Below are 18291 nucleotides of genomic sequence, written 5' to 3' on the forward strand. Positions count from 1 at the left end.
GATAAACCTATGGCGACAAAAGTTCTGGTTGTGGATGACTCGGCTTTGATCAGGCAGTTGTTAGCGCAGATAATTGCTCAGGCACCCGATATGACGCTGGTGGGAACAGCCCCAGATGCTTATGTGGCCAGGGATCTTGTCAATCAGTACGCACCAGATGTCATCACGCTGGATATTGAAATGCCTAAAGTGGATGGACTGACATTTCTTGACCGCCTGATGAAAGCCAGGCCGACTCCCGTACTGATGATATCCACACTGACCGAAAATGGCGCCGAAGCGACCTTGAGAGCTTTGGAACTGGGGGCGGTAGATTACATTGCCAAACCTAAGTTAGATGTGGCGCAGGGCATTGCTGAATATAGCCAGATAATACTGGATAAGATTCGTATGGCGGCTACTGCCAGAGTGTCGAAGCGTCAGGCCATCCAGCCTAAGGTGGTTGCGGGCTTTGTGAACTCTGGCACTGAAAAAATTCTTGCCATAGGTGCTTCTACCGGGGGCACAGAAGCCATTAAAGATGTATTGATGGCGCTACCAGCCAATAGCCCGGCCATTGTCATTACGCAACATATGCCGCCGGGCTTTACCGCCACCTATGCTAAACGTCTTAACGGTCTGTGCGCTGTGTCGGTGGCTGAAGCCAAAGACGGTGAAAGAGTGTTGCCCGGCCACGCATACCTTGCACCTGGCAATTTGCATATGTGTATTGAAAAGTATGGGGCTGACTATCGAATTAAGCTGCTCGATACAGAGCGGGTGAAAGGCCACAAACCGTCGGTGGATGTGATGTTTCAGTCACTGGCAGACTGCGCCGGTAAGAACACCCTGGCCGTGCTACTCACAGGCATGGGCAAAGACGGTGCGCAAGGCATGCTGGCCATCAAAACGGCCGGTGGTCAGACACTGGCCCAGGACGAACAGAGTTGTATTGTTTTTGGTATGCCAAAAGAAGCCATTCGCCTTGGTGCTGCTGACAAAGTGTTACCCTTAGCGGACATTGGCAAAGTCGCACTTGAAACCATCTCTAGGCTGGGAGGTGGTACCCGTTTGTAGTTACAAACAGTGATTCCACTTCCCTGCGGAATTTTAGCCAATAAAAAACCCCGAGCCTTGGCATCGGGGTTTTCTATTATTTGGTGGAGCTGGCGGGACTTGAACCCGCGTCCAGAAAGCGTCTACCGTCGGTACTACATGCTTAGTCTGTCTTTTATTTAACTACGTTGGACCCCGGCAGACAGGGTTCCTGGTAGCTGTCCTGATACTATTTCGCGGTTCAACCTCAGGAAGTTTCCCTCGCTAGTCCATGATGATGACCTTCCGAACCTCTACCCATGGACAAGGCCAGAGTGGAAGGGCACTAAACCGGTTATTAAGCGGCTAGAGCGTAGTTTTCGTCGTTTGCGACTACTTTAAAGTGGCTTTTTTAAGAGGCCAGCCACAACCTCTGCATGCACCTCGGGCGTCCAGAATCCTGTCGAATCCAAAATCAGCCCCGAAATGTGTATTGCGCAGCTATTACGCCGAACAAGTGGTGCAAGTTTAACACAAGTAAACTGGCTTTGTCTCACACCTTATTGCAAGTGCTTGATTTTCAATCAAGCTTTATGTTTCATCAGGCGTTCTTTCTGGCGTGCCCAGTCTCTGTCCTTAATGCTGTCACGCTTGTCCTGACTTTGCTTACCTTTCGCCAGGTAGATTTCTACCTTGACCCAGCATTTCTTCCAATACATTGCTGTCGCAACAATGGAGTAGCCCTTTTGCTCGCGAGCACCGATTAAGCGGTTGAGCTCACGTTTATTAAGCAACAGCTTGCGGGTGCGATCCGGATCGCAAATAACATGGCTTGATGCTTCCTTGAGTGGCTGGATTTTACACCCCAACAGGAAGGCTTCGCCGTTTTGAATGATCACATAGCTGTCGGAGAGATTGGCCTTACCGGCGCGAATGCTCTTAACTTCCCAGCCCTGCAACGACACACCTGCCTCGAATTTATCTTCAAGGAAGTATTCATGCCTGGCTTTTCTGTTCAGCGCTATGGTGCTGCTTTGATTGGATTTGGTGTTCTTCTTTTTCATGGCGGCGTATTATACTGCAACGAATTTTTTTGTCTGCGACGGTGAACAAATTATTTTACGCCAAGATGTCGCTACCCCAGGAGGGGCTTCAGAGGAGAATAGATGCCAAACGTGAATCGCAGTGCGCTAGTCAGTTACAGTGCCGAATCCATGTTTGACCTGGTCAACGATGTTAATGCCTACCCCAGTTTTCTGCCTGGTTGCGCTGATACCCGGGTACTGGAAGCCGACCAAGATTGTATGAAAGCATCCTTGCTTGTGAGCAAAGGCGGATTAAAACAATGGTTTACCACTCAAAATCAACTTAAACGCGGTGAATATATTCAGATGCAATTAGTGGATGGGCCTTTTACCCATTTACGCGGTGGCTGGCGTTTTACCCCCCTGTCTGAGCAAGCCTGTAAAATAGAATTAAATCTGGAATTTGAATTCACCAGTCGGTTGGCCGAGATGGCATTCGGTAAGGCGTTTTCCAGCATTGCCAGTAATATGGTGGCGGCCTTTACCCAACGAGCCAGAGAGGTTTACGGTGACTGAAAAGCAAATACGGTTGGAAGTGGTGTATGCCTTACCGAATAAGCAGGCTTTATTGGAAGTCGTGGTTGAAAGGGGCACTACGGTGCAAGAGGCCATTCAGGCGTCTGGATTGTTAAAGCGTTTCCCGGACCTGGATATCAGTCAAAGCAAGGTCGGGATCTGGTATCGTACCTGTAAATTAACCGACGTGCCCAAAGACGGCGATCGTATCGCCATATACCGCCCTTTGATTGCCGATCCCAAGGATGCCCGGCGCAGAAGAGCTGAAAAAGCTAAAGATGAGGGCAGGGCAGATAAAGTCACAGGTGGGCGAGTTAACCCCCTGCGTTCAGGTCAGGATGAGTAACAGTGGTGAGCTAGTCGCACAATACTTTGGTGTGAAGGCATTCCCCGCTAAGAATACGGGGAAGCCCTGACGAGTATTATTGATCTAACGGGGTATTAAAGGTCTCAGGTAGGGTGAAATCACCACTTACCTGGCTTATCTTGCCCTGGTCGAAGTCGATGATCAGTTCCTTACGAATATGTTCGTCACTCATACCACGCTTCATCGTGTAAACGTAATACCATCTGTCCTGATTAAAGGGGTCATTAACCACAGGTTGGCCCAGAATGTAGATCACCTGTTCTTTGGTCATCTGAATACGCAATTTATCCACATCTTTCTGATCCAGATAGTTGCCCTGCGGAATATCAATACGGTAAATCCAACTGCTGCAAGCTTGCAGGCTGGCCATTACCATGAGTCCTAATGCGAGTTTTCTATACTTCATATGCTTTATACTGTCGCGTTCGAGGCTGCATCCTACCCCAGTTAGTCTGCCACTGTCCATGTGCATCCAGGCATTATTCTGTCGGCTATTGCTAATGAAGATTTTATCAGAAGCCATTGCCCGAACATTGTTTAAAAAAAGGTCATGCTTTGAGCGGCGCTGATCATAATAGTTCCACTTTGACTGTCTGATTGGACATTCGTACAAGTCATGGCCGATGAAATGGGCATTTAAACACAATGACAAACTGACAAAAAAGCCCGCTACTCTTGCATATATTTCTGAGTAGCGGGCCCTCCACGCTTAACCCTTTTCTTATCCCTTAATGGGGCAGTATTTATAAAACCCAATACTTGTCTGTTGGATATATTATAGGCCTAATAGTTCCCGGGCATTGGCGATTGCTGTATCCGTCAACTTATCGCCAGCCAATAGTCTGGCCAGCTCTTCAATACGCTGCTGTTGTTCAAGCGCCAGCATATGGGTTTCTGTGGTTTTACCATCACTGAATTTGGTGACCAGCATCTGGTGCTGGGCACAGGCGGCTACCTGAGGCAGGTGAGTGACGCACAATACCTGCAGTCTTTCCCCTAATCTTCGCAGCAACTGCCCGACCACAGACGCGGTTGGTCCGCTAATGCCGGTATCTACTTCATCAAATATCATGGTGGGCACCTGGTGGCTGGCACTGGCAATAACCTGTACCGCCAGACCGATACGCGAAAGTTCACCGCCAGAAGCCACTTTTTCAAGCAGATCAGCAGGCTGGCCTGGATTGGTGGCCACCATAAAATGAACCTGATCCAAACCATAGCGGCTGGCTGCTTGCTCGGCGTTAAAATCTACAGCAAGACAAAAGCAGGCCTGGTTCATATTCATCAGCCGGATCTGGCTTTGCACCTCACCCGCCAGCTTTTGCGCGGCTTTTGTACGGGATTCACTCAATGCTTGTGCCGATTCAATATAGGCTTGCTGCAACGCATCAAGCTTACTGGCTAATTCGCCGAGCAGGTCATCATCCTGTTGTAACTGAGCAAACTCATCCAGTAACTGCTGGTGGTATTGGTAAAGTCCTTCCGGCAATATCTGGTGTTTGCGCGCCAGCTCCATCGCGCGGGAGAAGCGCGCTTCCACCTGCTGCATCCGGAAAGGATCTACTTCAAGACCGTCTATATAATCACGTAGTTGCTGCGACGCTTCGTCCACCTGAATATTGGCCTCGGTCAACATCTCTACAATCGGAGTCAGGCTGGCATCGTGTTCCTGTAGCTCTGACAGTCTGTCCACCGCATGCTGAATAATCGATAAGGCGTTAATATCGTCCGCATCGTATAACTGATGAAAGCTCATTTGCGATTGTTCCAGCAATGACTGGCTATGGCTCAATCGTTTATGTTCCACCTCAAGTTGCTCGAATTCCCCTTGCTCAATGGCAAATTCATTTAACTCCTGAACCTGGTAATCCAGGAGCTGGCGTCTGGCTTCACGTTGCTGCTGACTTTCCTGTAAGGCTTGAAATTGTTTGCGGCTGTCCTGTAACTGCTGATAACAAGCGGCCACCTGTTGCAACAGGGCAGGGTGGGCGGCATAGCTGTCCAGTAATTCGCGCTGTACATCCGCTTTGAGTAATTGCTGATGGGCGTGTTGACCATGAATATTCACCAGATACTGCCCCAGGTTTTTTAACTGCTGCAGCGACACGGGAGAGCCATTGATAAAGGCCTTGGAACGCCCTTCGGCAGAAATAACCCGGCGAATAACAGCTTCTTCGTCGTCTTCCAGTAGTTCCTGGTTGCTTAGCCATTGTCGGGCTTGATGGAGATTTTGCAGTGAAAAACAGGCGGTAATTTCCGCTTTATCCGCGCCTTTTCTGACCATGCCCGCTTCAGCCCGGTCTCCCAGGCATAGCCCGAGTGCGTCTATAGCAATGGATTTACCGGCACCGGTTTCGCCGGTAATGGCGGTCATACCTTGTTGAAAATCAATATCCAGTGATTGAACAATAGCGAAATTACGTACAGAAAGTTGCAGCAGCATATAGTCACCTGGTTATCCATACAGACATATCTGTAACTATATACAGTATTTTGGGCTTGTCTACAGAGTAACAAATAAAAATTTGCTACCTGTGCTAAAGCGGGTTGAACCGGTGCGCTTTACTTATTCGACTAACTAAGCTGTTTAGGTCAGGCTTGAGTATCTACCACTGTACCCACCCGCTGATTCGGCTCGGGCTGACTGCGCTGTGCTTCCAGTTCGGCCTGACGCTGCTGCTGGTCGGCCTGACGGACCTCTTGTTGTTCCTGGCGGGGTTGTGGCTGTACACTCTGTACATTGGTACCTGAGACTGAACCGACTTCCATTTTAATTCACCTTGTTGTGGAATCTATTGGTTGACAAAGTGTAGACCAAAGTCGGTTTATTGGCTTGCCAATAGAATAGGCTCAAGTTGTTTACGCATAAACTCGGCAATCAATGGCTGTGCTTCTGCATTGGGATGAATACGGTCTTTTTGCATCAGCTCTGGCTTGAGCGCAATATCTTGCAGCAGGAATGGTAACAGAGGCACCTGATGATTGTCGGCCAGCTCGTTGTAGCTGTCGGTAAACATTTTGGTGTAGCGCCTGCCGTAGTTGGTGGGAATTTGCATCTGTTGCAGCAGCACAGATACCCCATTTTGGCGGGCCAGTTCGATCATGGCGCTGATATTGTTTTTAAATTTGTCTACCGGGTAGCCGCGTAAACCGTCGTTACCGCCAAGTTCTATCAGCAGATGGCTGGGCTGGTGTTGTTCAAGTAAACGTGGCAATCGCGCCAGGCCACCATCGGTGGTTTCGCCACTGATAGCGGCATTGACGACAGCTATTCCTTTGTCCTGCCACGAATTTTGTAACAAACTCACCCAGCCTTGTTCTTGCTTCATGCCATAGGCTGCGCTTAGGCTGTCACCTAATACCAGTAATTTGACCTGCGCCGCCTTCAATTGATCCGAAAAGCACAGCAGCGGTATAACAATCAGGATAACCTTGAGAGCAGAATACACGATGACGTTGACCTCCAATATGATTAGTACCAAGGCCATTACCAAAATAGTGACAACCAGCCAGGGTGAGTTGCAGATCCTTCAGCCTATCAGTTTTGATGTCAAGGCCGGTGAGTCTGTTGCCATTGTCGGTGCGTCAGGCTCCGGCAAGTCCACTTTGTTAGGTTTACTGGCGGGACTGGACCAGGTGTCTGCCGGTGAGATTATTCTTGATGGTCAGCCTCTGCACGCTATGGATGAGGAACAGCGCGCCAGATTGCGCGGTGAAAAAGTCGGCTTTATCTTTCAGAGTTTTATGCTGGTGCAAAGCCTGACCGCACTGGAAAATATTATGTTGCCTGCTGAAATTGCCGGACTCAGCGATGCGCGTAAACGTGCCACTGAGGCACTGGAACAAGTTGGTTTGTCGCATCGGGGTAATCATTATCCCAACCAACTCAGCGGTGGTGAGCAGCAACGGGTGGCTATTGCCCGCGCGTTTATTACTCGTCCCAGAATTCTATTTGCCGATGAGCCGACCGGAAACCTTGACGCCGCCAACGGTGAAAAAATCGAAAATCTGTTGTTTGATTTAAACCAGCAACTGGGAACAACATTGATTCTGGTCACGCACGACAGCGAATTAGCTGCGCGCTGTCGGCGCCAGCTTCGCATGCATGGTGGTGTATTGGAGGAAGCACCGGTGTCTGGCTTTGAGGATAAACGCCATGCGGGTTGATGCAATGTCGTTAAGCTTGTCCTGGCGGTTGTTTCGTCATGAAGCCCGGCGTGGTGAACTCACCGTAATCCTGTTGGCCATCGTGTTGTCTGTTGCTTCTGTGTTGTCACTGTCTCTTTTTAGTGAGCGTCTGCAGTCGGCGTTGACCGACAAAAGTGCCGAGTTTCTGGCTGCAGACCGCCTGCTGGGCTCAGACAAGCCGGTGCCACCAGAATGGCTGGAAGAAGCCACACAACGTGGTCTTAAGGTCGCCCAGCGCAATCAACTGCGTTCCATGGCATTTGCCAATGACAAAATGATGCTGGCGGATGTCAGAGCGGTAGACAATCAGTATCCGCTGAAAGGTAAGGTTAAAATTTCCGAGACGCCCTTTGGTCTGCCGCAAGTGACAGATAGTTTGCCCCAACCAGGGGAGGTCTGGATAGGCTCGCGTTTGTTCCAGGTTCTGGGGGTTAATCTTGGTGATCAACTGGAAATAGGTGATAAGGCTTTTGTGATTACTCAGGCGGTGATTGAACTGCCTGATGGCGGCTTTAGCCTGTTTGGTGGCGATCCTGTGGTGTTGATGAATCAATCGGATTTAGCTGCTACCAATGTCACCGGGCCGGGTAGTCGCACCGACTATGATTATCTGTTTGCCGGTGATGATACCGCCCTGGATGATTACTACGAATACCTGAAACCTCAGCTTAATCGGGAGATCCATTACTGGCGCTCGGTTAAAGATGACGATTCACCGCTGGGGCGTTCCGTTAAACGTGCCGAGCAATATTTTCTGCTGGCCAGCCTGCTGGCCATTGTGCTGGCCGCCGTGTCTATTGCTGTGGCCGCACAGCGATACAGTCAGCGCCATTACGATCCTGTTGCCATTATGAAGACCCTCGGCGCATCCGCCGCTTTGGTGCGGCGGGTATATTTACTGCAAATTCTGTTTATCACCGCCTTGGGTATCTTAATTGGCGGTATTGTGGGCTATGGGGTGCAACAGTTGATTGCCAGTTTAATTGCCGAAAAGGTTCAGGTGGCACTCGACAGCTGGTACTGGCGACCATTTTTAATCGCGGTATTTACCGGATTGGTATGCGCCATGTTGTTTTCACTGTACCCGCTGATGAAGCTCTTTTCTGTACCGCCCTTAAGAGTCTTGCGCCGCGACCTTGGCGCCAGCATGGGCTCCAGAAGTGTGCAGTTCGCCGTGGCCGGTTTGGCTATTTTTCTGTTGATGTGGGCTTACAGCGGCAATTTGACTATCAGTGCTATCCTGCTGGCTTGCGGGCTATTGTTAGTGGTGGCGCTGATGCTGGTGACGCTGGGGTTAATTGCCCTTGGCCGCAAATTGGGGCAGGCAAGAATGGGCGCCTGGCAACTGGCCTGGGCACGGATTTCCCGTCGCGCCATGGACAATTCGGTGCAGCTTATCAGTTTTGCGGTCACTATTATGCTGCTGTTGGTGGTACTGGTGATGCGCAATGATATGGTGCAGCAATGGCGCGACCAGTTACCCGAAGGTACGCCCAACTATTTTATGATCAATATTACCGAAGGACAGTTGCCACAGCTCGAACAGCATTTTCTGGCGCGAGGCGTAAAAGTTGAACAGTTTTATCCCGTGGTTCGCGGTCGCTTTGCCGCCATCAATGACGAAACAATCCGTACCGATGTTAGCAAAGAGGCAGACAGTAATAGTCGTGGTCGTCAAGGGTTGGGGCGCGAAGCCAACCTCACCTGGAGCAATCAACTACAGCACGAAAACCATGTGGTGGAAGGGAAGTGGCATGGCGGCGCTGCGCCGGGTGAAGAACCCAGGGTGTCGGTGGAAAAAGAAGTGGCCGAGCGTCTGGACATTAAAATGGGGGATAGGCTGACCTTTAATATTGGTAGCGAAGTGGTCAGGGCCCGGGTGACCAGTATCCGGGAGGTCAACTGGCAAACCATGCAGCCCAATTTTTTCTTTGTGCTGGAGCCATATGCGATGGCGGAGTTTTCACCTACCTATATCACCAGTTTTCATCTGGATACTGAGCACAAAGCCAAGTTGGCAGAGTTGATGGCACCGTTTCCCACTGTCAGTCTGTTTGATGTGGATGCCCGCATTAATCAATTGCGCAGCATCGTAGAGCAAGTGTCGATGGCAGTGGAGTTTATTCTGTTTCTGGTACTTTGTGCCGGTACTCTGGTATTAGTGGCGCAAGTGCAAGCGAGTATGGATGAGCGTATGCAGGAGCTGGCGATATTACGAACACTGGGGGCCAGGGGCATGCTGATCAGAATGAGCGTGGTGTTAGAATTCGTTATTATCGGCTCGGTTGCCGGTTTTATGGCGGCAATGGCCAATGAGTTGGCACTCTATCTGCTGCAGACCCAGGTGTTTAATATGCAGGCCGGATTCCACTTTCAATTCTGGCTGCTGGCGCCCTTGGTTGGTGCGCTGGTTGTTGGAATACTGGGGGCGCTGAGTTGCTGGCGATTGTTGTCTTTCAATACCAGCGATCTGCTGAGACGGATGATTTAGAATAAGCCTCAACATATGTTGAGGCTTACTTTTTAGCCCTTTATCAGATTCAGCAATGCTTTATCCAATTGCTGGAATTGGAAATGAAAGCCAGCCTCTTCCAGGCGTTTGGGGATCACCCGTTGGCCGTACAGTAATAAATCGGACATTTCACCAAACAGGCCGCGAAGTACAAATGCAGGCATAGGGAATAAACAAGGCCGCCCTAATGTTTTAGCCAACGTCTGGCTGAATTCGGTGTTCGTCACCGGATTCGGTGCGCAAAGGTTATAGGGCCCCTGGCAATCCGGCGTTTCAAGCAAAAAGCGCATGGCGGCCACCATATCACTGATATGGATCCAAGGCATAAATTGCTTGCCACTGCCCATTCTTCCCCCTAATCCCATGCGAAAAGGCGGCAGCATTTTAACCAATGCGCCACCCTTGCGGCTCAAGACAATCCCGGTTCTGAGCAAGCATACCCTGGTACTGGGGGACTGGGCTTCCAGGGCGATTTTTTCCCAGCGTTCGCAAAGCTGATGACTGAATTCGTTATGCGGGCTCTGATGATATTCACTGATGAAGTCATCGCCCTGGCGTCCGTAGTAGCCTACGGCTGACCCGCTAAGGAAGACCTTGGGTGGGTGCACGCTGGACTGGCAGAGTTCCACCAGTTTCTCGGTAAGTTGCCAGCGGCTCTGACAAATCCGCTGCTTTTGTTCTTCACTCCAGCGCTTATCTGCGATGGGCTCTCCGGCCAGATTTATGACAGCATCAAAGCCATCCAGGTTTTGTAGTCCCTTAAGTGAGGATATCCAGGCAGCCCGCCGCCCCAACGCCAGTTCGGCCTCGGCCAAATTTCGGGTTAACACTGTGACCTGATAGCCTTCTGGCAAACGGGACAATAGTCTGGTACCAATTAGCCCGGTGCCGCCAGTCATCAAAATCTGCATAATGCCGAAAAATCCTTAGCTGTTCAGGCCTTGCTACAAGATAAGCACAGAGAGACAGAATCAGCAAAACGCAATGCGTGCGGTTTATCCACTTCTGCTTCGGCATGGATAACCCAGGGATGCTCTGCGGCAATAGCCAATACATCTGAGGTGAGTTTCTCAAGCAGCGAAAATCGGTTGTTTTCCACCAAATCGATAATGCGTTTAGTGATAGTGCGATAGTTCAGGGCATCCTGCATATCGTCGCTATTGGTAGCCTGTTCAGCACGGTATCTGATGGTGACATTAATTAACACGTCCTGCTTGTTATCAATCTCGTCCTGCTTAATGCCGATAAAAGTGCGTAAGCGTAGGTTCTTGATACGAATTGTGGCTGGGTTAAGCTGCATCTGAGTACATCCGTTAATGACTTAATTTATTTTAAACACAGTGGCTTTTTGGTAATTTTGCCACAACCTGAGGCCAATCTCCTTTGAATATGGAAATTAAACGTTCGTCTTCCTCCAAAGTTCTGCTGACTATGGCAGCGCTGGTCATCATTCTGGCCGGTGTAAAAGCCGCCAGCACGATCCTGGTGCCTTTTCTGCTGTCGGTTTTCATTGCCATGGCCTGTAACCCGTTGATTAATTGGGCCAGTCGCTATCGGGTGCCACGCTGGCTGTCGGTAATATTAGTAATACTGCTGATCGTGATTTTTGGATTTATGCTGGCGGGCCTGGTGGGAAATTCCATGAATGAATTTTCCCAAAATCTACCTGTTTATAAGGAACAACTGGCCGGTGAATTAAACTGGTTGGTAGGGCAACTGGCCAATCTGAACATTCATCTGGATCGCACGCAACTGCTGTCTTATCTGGACCCTGGCCTGGCCATGAATATGGCATCCAACTTGCTCTCCGGGGTAGGCGCGGTGATGACCAATTTCCTGTTGATCCTGCTTACTGTGGTATTTATGTTGTTTGAAGCCGAGTCTGTGCCACGCAAAGTACATATCGCCTTGGATGATCCAGCCATGAAGATTCAGCAGATTGATCGCTTTTTATCTTCAATCAAAGATTATCTGGCCATCAAAACCCTGGTCAGTCTGGGCACCGGCTTCCTGGCTGGCTTGATGCTGTATTTGTTGGATGTGGACCATTTTCTGCTGTGGGCCGTGTTGGCCTTTCTGCTCAATTATATTCCCAATATTGGTTCCATTATTGCCGCGGTGCCTGCAGTGTTATTGGCGCTGGTACAGCTAGGGCCCGGAACCGCTGGCCTGGTGGCGATTGGCTATGTGGTGATTAATACCCTGATGGGCAATGTCATCGAGCCGCGCTTTATGGGCCGTGGTTTGGGTTTATCTACCCTGGTGGTATTTCTGTCGTTGATTTTCTGGGGCTGGCTGCTGGGTACGGTAGGCATGTTGCTGTCTGTACCGCTAACCATGATTGTTAAGATTGCCCTTGAATCGACCCAAGGGGGGCGTTGGTTTGCCTTGCTGCTGGGCGACGATGTTAAACCGGCAGTGCAAAACGCAGACTGATTCTGGCCCCGCCCAGTTCAGAGTCACGCAGTAATAGCGTGCCATTGTACGCGGCGACTAAGTCTGACACTACCGCCATGCCAATTCCCTGGCCGCTGGCGTAGGTGTCCAGGCGGCTGCCCCGATTCAACAGAGTTTGGCGCTGGTCTGCTGGGATCCCAGGACCGTCGTCCTCAATATCAATGCACAACTGGCTATTCAGGTGCAGGCTGATTCTGACCTGCTTTTTGGCGGCTTTGCAGGCGTTGTCCAGCAGGTTTCCAAACAACTCCATCAGGTCAGTTGTATCACCCGGTAGCCTCAGTGCACTGGGATCCAGCAATTGAATGTCCAACTGTTTGTCGGCATGCACTTTGGCCATGGCGTTAATCAGCTTTTGCAGCAACGGCGCCAGCGGTTCAGCCTGTTGCCAGCCGCTACCCACACCGGCCACCGCACGTTTCAACTGGCGGGCGATAATGTTCTCTATTTGTTCCAATGGTTCATGGGCACTGGTGGGGATTTCCGGGTTACCTTTTAACACCGCCAGTGGCGTTTTTAGATTATGGGCCAGATCGCCAAGGCTATTATGATAGCGGTTGCGTTGCTGCTGTTCTGAGTCCAGCAGATGATTCAGACTGGCTTTCAAATGTTCCAACTCAGGTGGATAGTTGCCCTCGGCACGACGTGTTTGCCCTGATTCCACATCACTGATTTGCCGAACCAAATCACCAATAGGTTGCAAAGCCGCGTTGAGACTAAATGCCAGTAACGCAATGAGTACCACAGCCACTAAGGCCAGCCACTGCCATAGGGTGTAACGGAATGTAGCCAGCTCGGTGTCGAATAAACGTCCTTCCATCAGGATATGGAAGGTCACCGGGAACATCAGCTCTCTGTCTTCAAATTCGGCGGTGTAGCTGAACTGAAAGAAAGTACGACCGTTAATCTGCTTGGACAGAAACAGTTCTTCTCCTACGGCTGGGCGTTGTAGTTCAGGGACTTTTTGCCAATGCAAAGTGGATTCGGATTGCCAAAGCGGTAGTCTGTGCATAGAGATCAGTGCATAGGTACCAGAGTCAGGAATATTCAGACTGTTATTAAACAGGGTTTCCGGCATCTGAATTACGCCCCGTACCACTTCAAACTCAGATATCAGGCCCAGATTCTGAATACGTAACTGATCCTGCATGGATTGTGTCAGGCTGCTGGTATAGGCTCGCTCAAGGGTCAGGGCCGTTAAGGGTAAAAATACCAACAAAACAAGCAGAGCGGCAGCAAAACTGCGGGCCTTGAGTGACCACTTACGCATATTTGTCAAAGTTGCCGGCTTATTCTGTAACCACGACCACGTAAGGTATCTATGGGCTTGATACTGCCATCTGGGTCAATTTTTTTACGCAGGCGGCCAATAAATACCTCAATCACATTGCTGTCCAGATCGAAGTCTTGATCATAAATATGCTCGGTAAGCTCGGTCTTGGAGACAATCTTGTTGGGGTTCATCAACAAATATTCCAGCACCTTATACTCATATGCGGTAAGTTCCACGTAGGCGTTGTTGACGAAAACCTCCTCTGAGAGCGTATCCAAGCGAATGGGGCCGCGTTCGATAGCTGGATTTGGTTGACCTGCAGCGCGCCGTATCAAGGCCTTGGCCCGGGCCAGCAGTTCTTCGTTATGGAAAGGTTTAGTCAGATAGTCATCGGCGCCGGCTTCCAGACCTTCTACTTTTTCCTGCCAGCGATCCCGTGCGGTCAGAATAAGGATCGGGCTGGTAACATGGTCCTTACGTACCTGGCGAATCAGATCAAGGCCATCTAACACCGGCAAGCCGATATCCACAATGGCTAAATCGTAGGGATATTCGCGGAATAGAAACAAAGCCTTCTGGCCATCATCGGCTAAGTCCACACTATAGCCATTTTGCTGCATTAACTGATCCAACTGAGTTAACAGTCTGGCATCATCTTCAACTATCAGTACTCGCATCAGACATTACTTCCTGTCTTTGTGGTTTTTGTTCTGCGTGACCTTGCCGGATTTTTTATCCACATCCACCGTCACTACCCGGCCATTTTTTTGCAAAACCTTGACCCGATAGTTGTCCTTTTGCTGCTCAACTTTCAATACGCGGCCATCCACCTGTTGTTTGGCGCGCTTGGCTGCCTGGGCTTCATTTAACTGATCCTTGTCTTGTTGTGCCTGAACCGTGCAGCAGACCATGCAACTTAGTAAGAAAATCAGCACCTTGCCCAATTTCATTATCACTACCTTAGACTTGTCTTAATATCGACAAGTCTACCTGTAAAGGCGCTATCAATAAAACGCAGGGCTGACATTTATTTTTACCTTCAGGCGTTTACCTGGGTGCTGCTGAGTCACAGTGTGATACAGGTCGCCCTTGTATTGATAGGTCACATCATAGCCGGTCAATTCTCTGATTCGACGTTGCGTTCCTGGCCGGGTTTCGCAGACTTGCCGATAACTATTGCGGCCAACATCATGACCAATGGCCCCACCCAACGCAGCACCGGCCACCATACCGACCTTCTTGTTTGAGGAACTATGGCCTAAAGCATGGCCTACGGCGCCGCCAATGATGGCGCCAACGACGGTTGGTGTTGCATCATGGCGTCTGCCCGTGGTGTAGCATACCTGCTCGGGTTCGCTACTTAGCAGAATGGTTTCGTAGATAGGTGTTACCTGCTTTACTTTGGCGTAATCGTAACGCTCAGCAGCTTGTAGATTGGTACTTAAAGCCAGCATAGATAATGGGATAAACCAGGCTTTCATCTTTTGCATCCTCATCCAGTTGTTATGCTTAGATTAGGACGACGAGCATGAATATTGGCTGAACTTTTTCTTAAGCTAGAAAACAAAACAGGGGCCTTAGCCCCTGCCGTTCAACCCTGGCATGATTCAGGCCAAAGGATTAGCACATTCGGCATGCACACTGAATTTCTTGTTAAAGGTGTAAATATGCACAAACAACGACATTTGCCCCATTTCCTGCCAGAAGTCATGTTGCTCTTTGGAAGGGCAAACCGACTGACGTAAGTAGTTTTGTTGGTATTCCAGTTCCATATCCAGTTTTGCTGGGATTTGGATATAGGCATTAATGCTACCTTTAACTACCTGTGCCCCTTGATAATACCAGTCGCCCATCATAAAGGAGGTTTTAAAGCTATGATTGACGCGTTTCAGGGCCTGCTGAGCCAACTGAGGATCCTGAGGAGCCGCAGTGAGGGATTGGCTTTGGATACAGGCAGATAAGGACAAAGTGGCCAACAATGCCAGTGTGGCAGCGAATAGCTTGCGTGCTTTAAGGCTAACTTGTTTGGACATTGTGTGACTCCGTCTTGCGCTTTCACAACAGGTATCGGCCTGCACCGAATTTCCTTTAAGATAAATATGCGGACGCGAAAGGAGTGACAGAATGTGACTAAATTTCTGAGTTTTCTGTTGATGGGACTGGTGAAAGTTTTAGCCCATGTGTTTTATCGTGGTCAGCCAAACTGGTTAAGTAAAGAACAGGAATCATCACTGAAAGATGTCCGGCTGGTGGTTTTTCTGAATCATACCAGTCTGTTCGAGCCGTTGTTTATCCGCTTTGCTCCCTGGTCGTTTGTATGGCTAATTGCCCATAAAGTTATCGTGCCAGGCGCGGATGTTACCCTCGACAGACCCGTGGCCGGCACGTTGCTGAAGACCTTACTGCCGGGTGTGATCCCTATTACCCGCAAGGCTGACGAGTCATGGGAGCATTTTCTGTCTCTGGTCAATACCGATGTGATTACTGCCATATTGCCGGAAGGCAGAATGAAAAGGCGTAATGGTTTGGACAAGGACGGCCAGCCGATGAGCGTCAGGGGCGGGGTGGCGGATATTCTGGAAAGGCTTGATAACGGCAAAATGCTGTTTTTTTACAGTGGCGGGCTGCATCATATTCAGTGCCCCGGTGAAAGGCTACCAAGGCTATTTAAAACCCTGACGGCCAACCTGCAGATTGTAGATATTCAGACATACAAACACAGTATCAATCAGCGCAGTGAAGCGAATTTTAAAGCCAGAGTGATGGCAGATATGAACGCCCGATTGGATACCTTTGTCCCCTGAATCACAGCAAACTCGCTAATTAGATTAAGTTTTCTACACTTTTGACAGAATATCACGTCGAAGTAATTGGCAAGCTTAACCTGGAGGTTTGCGTGTTCTCTAAACTTACCCTGCGTCAGCAGTTAGCCAGCGGCTTTATGATTCTCGTCGCTATCATATTTGTTGTTGTTGCCTTGGCCTATATGGCCCTTTCAAAAGGTAATAGTAATCTGGAAACTTATCGTGAGTTAAATATTGATCGTTCGGTGGTTCAGGATATGACGATTTCGTTGATGGAGATGCGTATATCTGTGATTAATTTTCTCAAAGAACCCAGCGAGGCCAACCTTAAGACAATTGCCGGCACGGTCAAGCAGTTAAATGATAAGGCCGGCAATACGCAGCAGCAGTTACATCGGCCTGAATTTACGGTGGCGGTAGAAAAGATTGTCACTGCGATATCTCAGTACCAGGATGTGTTTAAACAGGTTGAAGCTTTGTTTCGTCAGCGCAGCCAACAGGTTGCTGTTATGGATAATGTGGGTCCACAAGCTCTGAAAACGTTACATAACCTGCTGGAACGCAGTAAGCAAATTGATGACCGGGAGGTTGGTTTTCTGGGGGCGCTGACACTGGAAAATCTGATGCAGGCGAGGCTGGCTGCGAACAAGTTCATCAAAACGAATAGTGCAGAGGATGCCCGGCAGGCTAAACAGGCCCTTACAGATATACAGCTCAGATTGACAGCGTTGTCGAGCAGAGTCAGCGCTGAGAACAAGGCATTGGTTCAACAAAGTCAGCAACTGACTATGGAATATGAACAAGCCTTTGTCAGCTTGAATGAGATCATTAACAAACGAAATCTGCTGATCGATGGGCAGTTAAATCAAATAGGCCCCAAAGTGCTGGCAGAACTCAAGAGCGTAGCTGATTTAATTGAAAGCGAAGAACGGGATACCGGAGAACAAGCATTAGCATACAATAAAAAGGTGGAGTGGGAGGTCATCATGCTTGCCGTTGCGTCGGTGATTATTGCCAGTTCAGTGACCTTTTTTGTCAGCAACCTGGTGATTCGTCCTATCGGGGGTGAACCAAGGGATATCGAGGCGATAGTAAGAAGGGTTGCTGCGGGTGATTTTACGTTAGCCAAGAATCATAGTTCAAAACCGCTGACGGGGATATATGCTTCAACCATGCAAATGGTGGAACAACTTTCCGGGTTGATTAAACAGATTAATGCTGCCAGTGACGAGCTGACTGTGGCGGCGCAAGGCTTGTCACAGGTTACCCGTCAAACAGCGGATAATTCTGAAAATCAGATGCATATGTTAACGCAAACAGCCACGGCCATGGAGGAAATGACAACGACCGTACAGGAAATTACCCGAAGTGCGCACAATGCAGCAGATGCGGCAAGAGAAGCCGATCACCAGGCGCAATTGGGGCAACAAGTGGTGGCCACCACCGGGCAAAACATTAACAAGTTGGTAGGGAACATTCGTTCTGTCAGTGAAATGATAACGGGTCTTGAGCAGGAAGCAGAAAACGTTGGCGGCATATTGGGGGTCATAGGTGGCATTGCAGAGCAAACCAACCTGCTGGCGCTGAATGCAGCTATAGAGGCAGCGAGAGCTGGAGAGCAGGGGCGGGGCTTTGCTGTAGTGGCCGATGAAGTTCGCACACTGGCCAGTCGCACCCAGGACAGCACCGAAGAAATACAGAAGAAGTTGTCCAGTTTGCAGAACCAGACCAAGCGCTCGGTTGAGTCCATGCTCAAAACCACCCACGAAGCCGAACAAACGGCTACTGCCGCGCTGGAAACCAATAGTGCGCTGGAAAACATCATTGCTGCGATAGGAACCATCAATGATATGAATCACCAGATTGCCAGTTCATCGGAAGAACAAAACCTGGTTGCTGAGCAAATCAACCGCAGTGTTGGAGATATTAATCTGATCGCCAAAGGCACTGCCGAAGAAGCCAGTGATACTGTGCAATCCTCAAATAACCTGTATGAGCTTGCCAAGCATCTGAAACAGAGCTGTGAGCGATTTAAAGTGGCTTAGTCAGGCAGTAAGCAAGAAAGCCGCTTTAAC

General features: G+C 49.6%; 20 protein-coding genes and 1 other RNA gene. 8 read left to right on the forward strand and 13 right to left on the reverse strand.

The features are described 5' to 3' along the window. Positions 1 to 9 precede the first annotated feature (9 nt). The gene (locus tag CSR04_RS21845) at positions 10 to 1056 is read left to right on the forward strand and encodes a protein-glutamate methylesterase/protein-glutamine glutaminase (protein WP_102798464.1); all 1047 of its coding nucleotides are present in this window, start codon (positions 10 to 12) and stop codon (positions 1054 to 1056) included. 81 nt (positions 1057 to 1137) lie between these two features. Here the strand turns inward: CSR04_RS21845 and ssrA are convergent. Both ssrA and smpB read right to left on the reverse strand, forming a co-directional pair. Continuing rightward, positions 1138 to 1497, reverse strand: a transfer-messenger RNA (tmRNA) gene (gene ssrA, locus CSR04_RS21850). A 101-nt stretch (positions 1498 to 1598) separates the two neighbouring features. Continuing rightward, positions 1599 to 2078 carry an SsrA-binding protein SmpB gene (smpB, locus tag CSR04_RS21855; RefSeq protein WP_102798465.1) on the reverse strand — a complete coding sequence of 160 codons (480 nt, stop codon included), beginning with the start codon at positions 2076 to 2078 and terminating at the stop codon, positions 1599 to 1601. A 102-nt stretch (positions 2079 to 2180) separates the two neighbouring features. Here smpB and CSR04_RS21860 point away from each other — a divergent pair, with 102 nt between their 5' ends. Together CSR04_RS21860 and CSR04_RS21865 are read left to right on the forward strand one after the other, a co-directional pair. Continuing rightward, positions 2181 to 2615, forward strand: coding sequence for a type II toxin-antitoxin system RatA family toxin (locus CSR04_RS21860; RefSeq protein ID WP_102798466.1), 435 nt, complete (start codon positions 2181 to 2183; stop codon positions 2613 to 2615). After that, a complete protein-coding gene (locus CSR04_RS21865) occupies positions 2608 to 2961 on the forward strand; it encodes an RnfH family protein (RefSeq protein ID WP_102798467.1) in 354 nt (117 codons plus the stop codon). The genes CSR04_RS21860 and CSR04_RS21865 overlap by 8 nt, the downstream gene beginning before the upstream one ends. A 76-nt stretch (positions 2962 to 3037) precedes the next feature. On the opposite strand, the gene CSR04_RS21870 is transcribed toward CSR04_RS21865, so the two are convergent. From CSR04_RS21870 to CSR04_RS21880, 4 genes are all read right to left on the reverse strand, one after another. Further along, complete coding sequence (locus tag CSR04_RS21870) at positions 3038 to 3388, reverse strand: outer membrane protein assembly factor BamE (protein ID WP_102798518.1); 351 nt, start codon at positions 3386 to 3388, stop codon at positions 3038 to 3040. 369 nt (positions 3389 to 3757) lie between these two features. Further along, positions 3758 to 5425, reverse strand: coding sequence for a DNA repair protein RecN (gene recN / locus CSR04_RS21875; RefSeq protein WP_102798468.1), 1668 nt, complete (start codon positions 5423 to 5425; stop codon positions 3758 to 3760). A 149-nt stretch (positions 5426 to 5574) separates the two neighbouring features. Then, complete coding sequence (locus CSR04_RS25040; protein ID WP_172449458.1) at positions 5575 to 5751, reverse strand: hypothetical protein; 177 nt, start codon at positions 5749 to 5751, stop codon at positions 5575 to 5577. A 56-nt stretch (positions 5752 to 5807) separates the two neighbouring features. Next, complete coding sequence (locus CSR04_RS21880; protein ID WP_102798519.1) at positions 5808 to 6470, reverse strand: arylesterase; 663 nt, start codon at positions 6468 to 6470, stop codon at positions 5808 to 5810. On the opposite strand from CSR04_RS21880, the gene CSR04_RS21885 reads away from it, so the two are divergent. After that, positions 6451 to 7149 carry an ABC transporter ATP-binding protein gene (locus CSR04_RS21885; protein WP_102798521.1) on the forward strand — a complete coding sequence of 233 codons (699 nt, stop codon included), beginning with the start codon at positions 6451 to 6453 and terminating at the stop codon, positions 7147 to 7149. The two genes, CSR04_RS21880 and CSR04_RS21885, sit on opposite strands and share 20 nt — an antisense overlap. Then, positions 7139 to 9661, forward strand: coding sequence for an ABC transporter permease (locus CSR04_RS21890; RefSeq protein ID WP_245921817.1), 2523 nt, complete (start codon positions 7139 to 7141; stop codon positions 9659 to 9661). Before CSR04_RS21885 ends, CSR04_RS21890 begins: the two co-directional genes overlap by 11 nt. Positions 9662 to 9693: 32 nt before the next feature. On the opposite strand, the gene CSR04_RS21895 is transcribed toward CSR04_RS21890, so the two are convergent. Together CSR04_RS21895 and folX are read right to left on the reverse strand one after the other, a co-directional pair. Further along, on the reverse strand, positions 9694 to 10593 hold the full coding sequence (locus CSR04_RS21895; protein WP_102798469.1) for a TIGR01777 family oxidoreductase: 900 nt from the start codon (positions 10591 to 10593) through the stop codon (positions 9694 to 9696). A 23-nt stretch (positions 10594 to 10616) separates the two neighbouring features. Beyond that, complete coding sequence (gene folX, locus CSR04_RS21900; RefSeq protein ID WP_102798470.1) at positions 10617 to 10982, reverse strand: dihydroneopterin triphosphate 2'-epimerase; 366 nt, start codon at positions 10980 to 10982, stop codon at positions 10617 to 10619. Between the two features lie 89 nt (positions 10983 to 11071). On the opposite strand from folX, the gene CSR04_RS21905 reads away from it, so the two are divergent. Next, complete coding sequence (locus CSR04_RS21905; RefSeq protein WP_102798471.1) at positions 11072 to 12118, forward strand: AI-2E family transporter; 1047 nt, start codon at positions 11072 to 11074, stop codon at positions 12116 to 12118. Here CSR04_RS21905 and CSR04_RS21910 read toward each other — a convergent pair. From CSR04_RS21910 to CSR04_RS21930, 5 genes are all read right to left on the reverse strand, one after another. Next, a complete protein-coding gene (locus CSR04_RS21910; RefSeq protein ID WP_102798472.1) occupies positions 12090 to 13409 on the reverse strand; it encodes an ATP-binding protein in 1320 nt (439 codons plus the stop codon). The genes CSR04_RS21905 and CSR04_RS21910 overlap by 29 nt on opposite strands. A gap of 5 nt (positions 13410 to 13414) precedes the next feature. Further along, positions 13415 to 14089, reverse strand: coding sequence for a response regulator transcription factor (locus CSR04_RS21915; RefSeq protein ID WP_102798473.1), 675 nt, complete (start codon positions 14087 to 14089; stop codon positions 13415 to 13417). 6 nt (positions 14090 to 14095) lie between these two features. Further along, entirely contained in the window at positions 14096 to 14362 is a 267-nt protein-coding gene (locus CSR04_RS21920) for a PepSY domain-containing protein (RefSeq protein WP_102798474.1), read from the reverse strand. A 54-nt stretch (positions 14363 to 14416) separates the two neighbouring features. Beyond that, positions 14417 to 14893, reverse strand: a complete 477-nt coding sequence (locus CSR04_RS21925; RefSeq protein WP_172449459.1) for a glycine zipper 2TM domain-containing protein — start codon at positions 14891 to 14893, stop codon at positions 14417 to 14419. 126 nt (positions 14894 to 15019) lie between these two features. Then, positions 15020 to 15445: a hypothetical protein gene (locus tag CSR04_RS21930; RefSeq protein WP_102798476.1), complete on the reverse strand. Its 426-nt coding sequence runs from the start codon at positions 15443 to 15445 to the stop codon at positions 15020 to 15022. Positions 15446 to 15538: 93 nt separating this feature from the next. Between CSR04_RS21930 and CSR04_RS21935 the strand changes: the two genes are divergently transcribed. Both CSR04_RS21935 and CSR04_RS21940 read left to right on the forward strand, forming a co-directional pair. Then, positions 15539 to 16216 carry a 1-acyl-sn-glycerol-3-phosphate acyltransferase gene (locus CSR04_RS21935; protein ID WP_102798477.1) on the forward strand — a complete coding sequence of 226 codons (678 nt, stop codon included), beginning with the start codon at positions 15539 to 15541 and terminating at the stop codon, positions 16214 to 16216. A 92-nt stretch (positions 16217 to 16308) separates the two neighbouring features. After that, a complete protein-coding gene (locus tag CSR04_RS21940) occupies positions 16309 to 18261 on the forward strand; it encodes a methyl-accepting chemotaxis protein (RefSeq protein WP_102798478.1) in 1953 nt (650 codons plus the stop codon). Positions 18262 to 18291 lie beyond the last annotated feature (30 nt).

The organism is Bowmanella denitrificans, from assembly GCF_002887595.1.
Taxonomy (GTDB): domain Bacteria; phylum Pseudomonadota; class Gammaproteobacteria; order Enterobacterales; family Alteromonadaceae; genus Bowmanella; species Bowmanella denitrificans.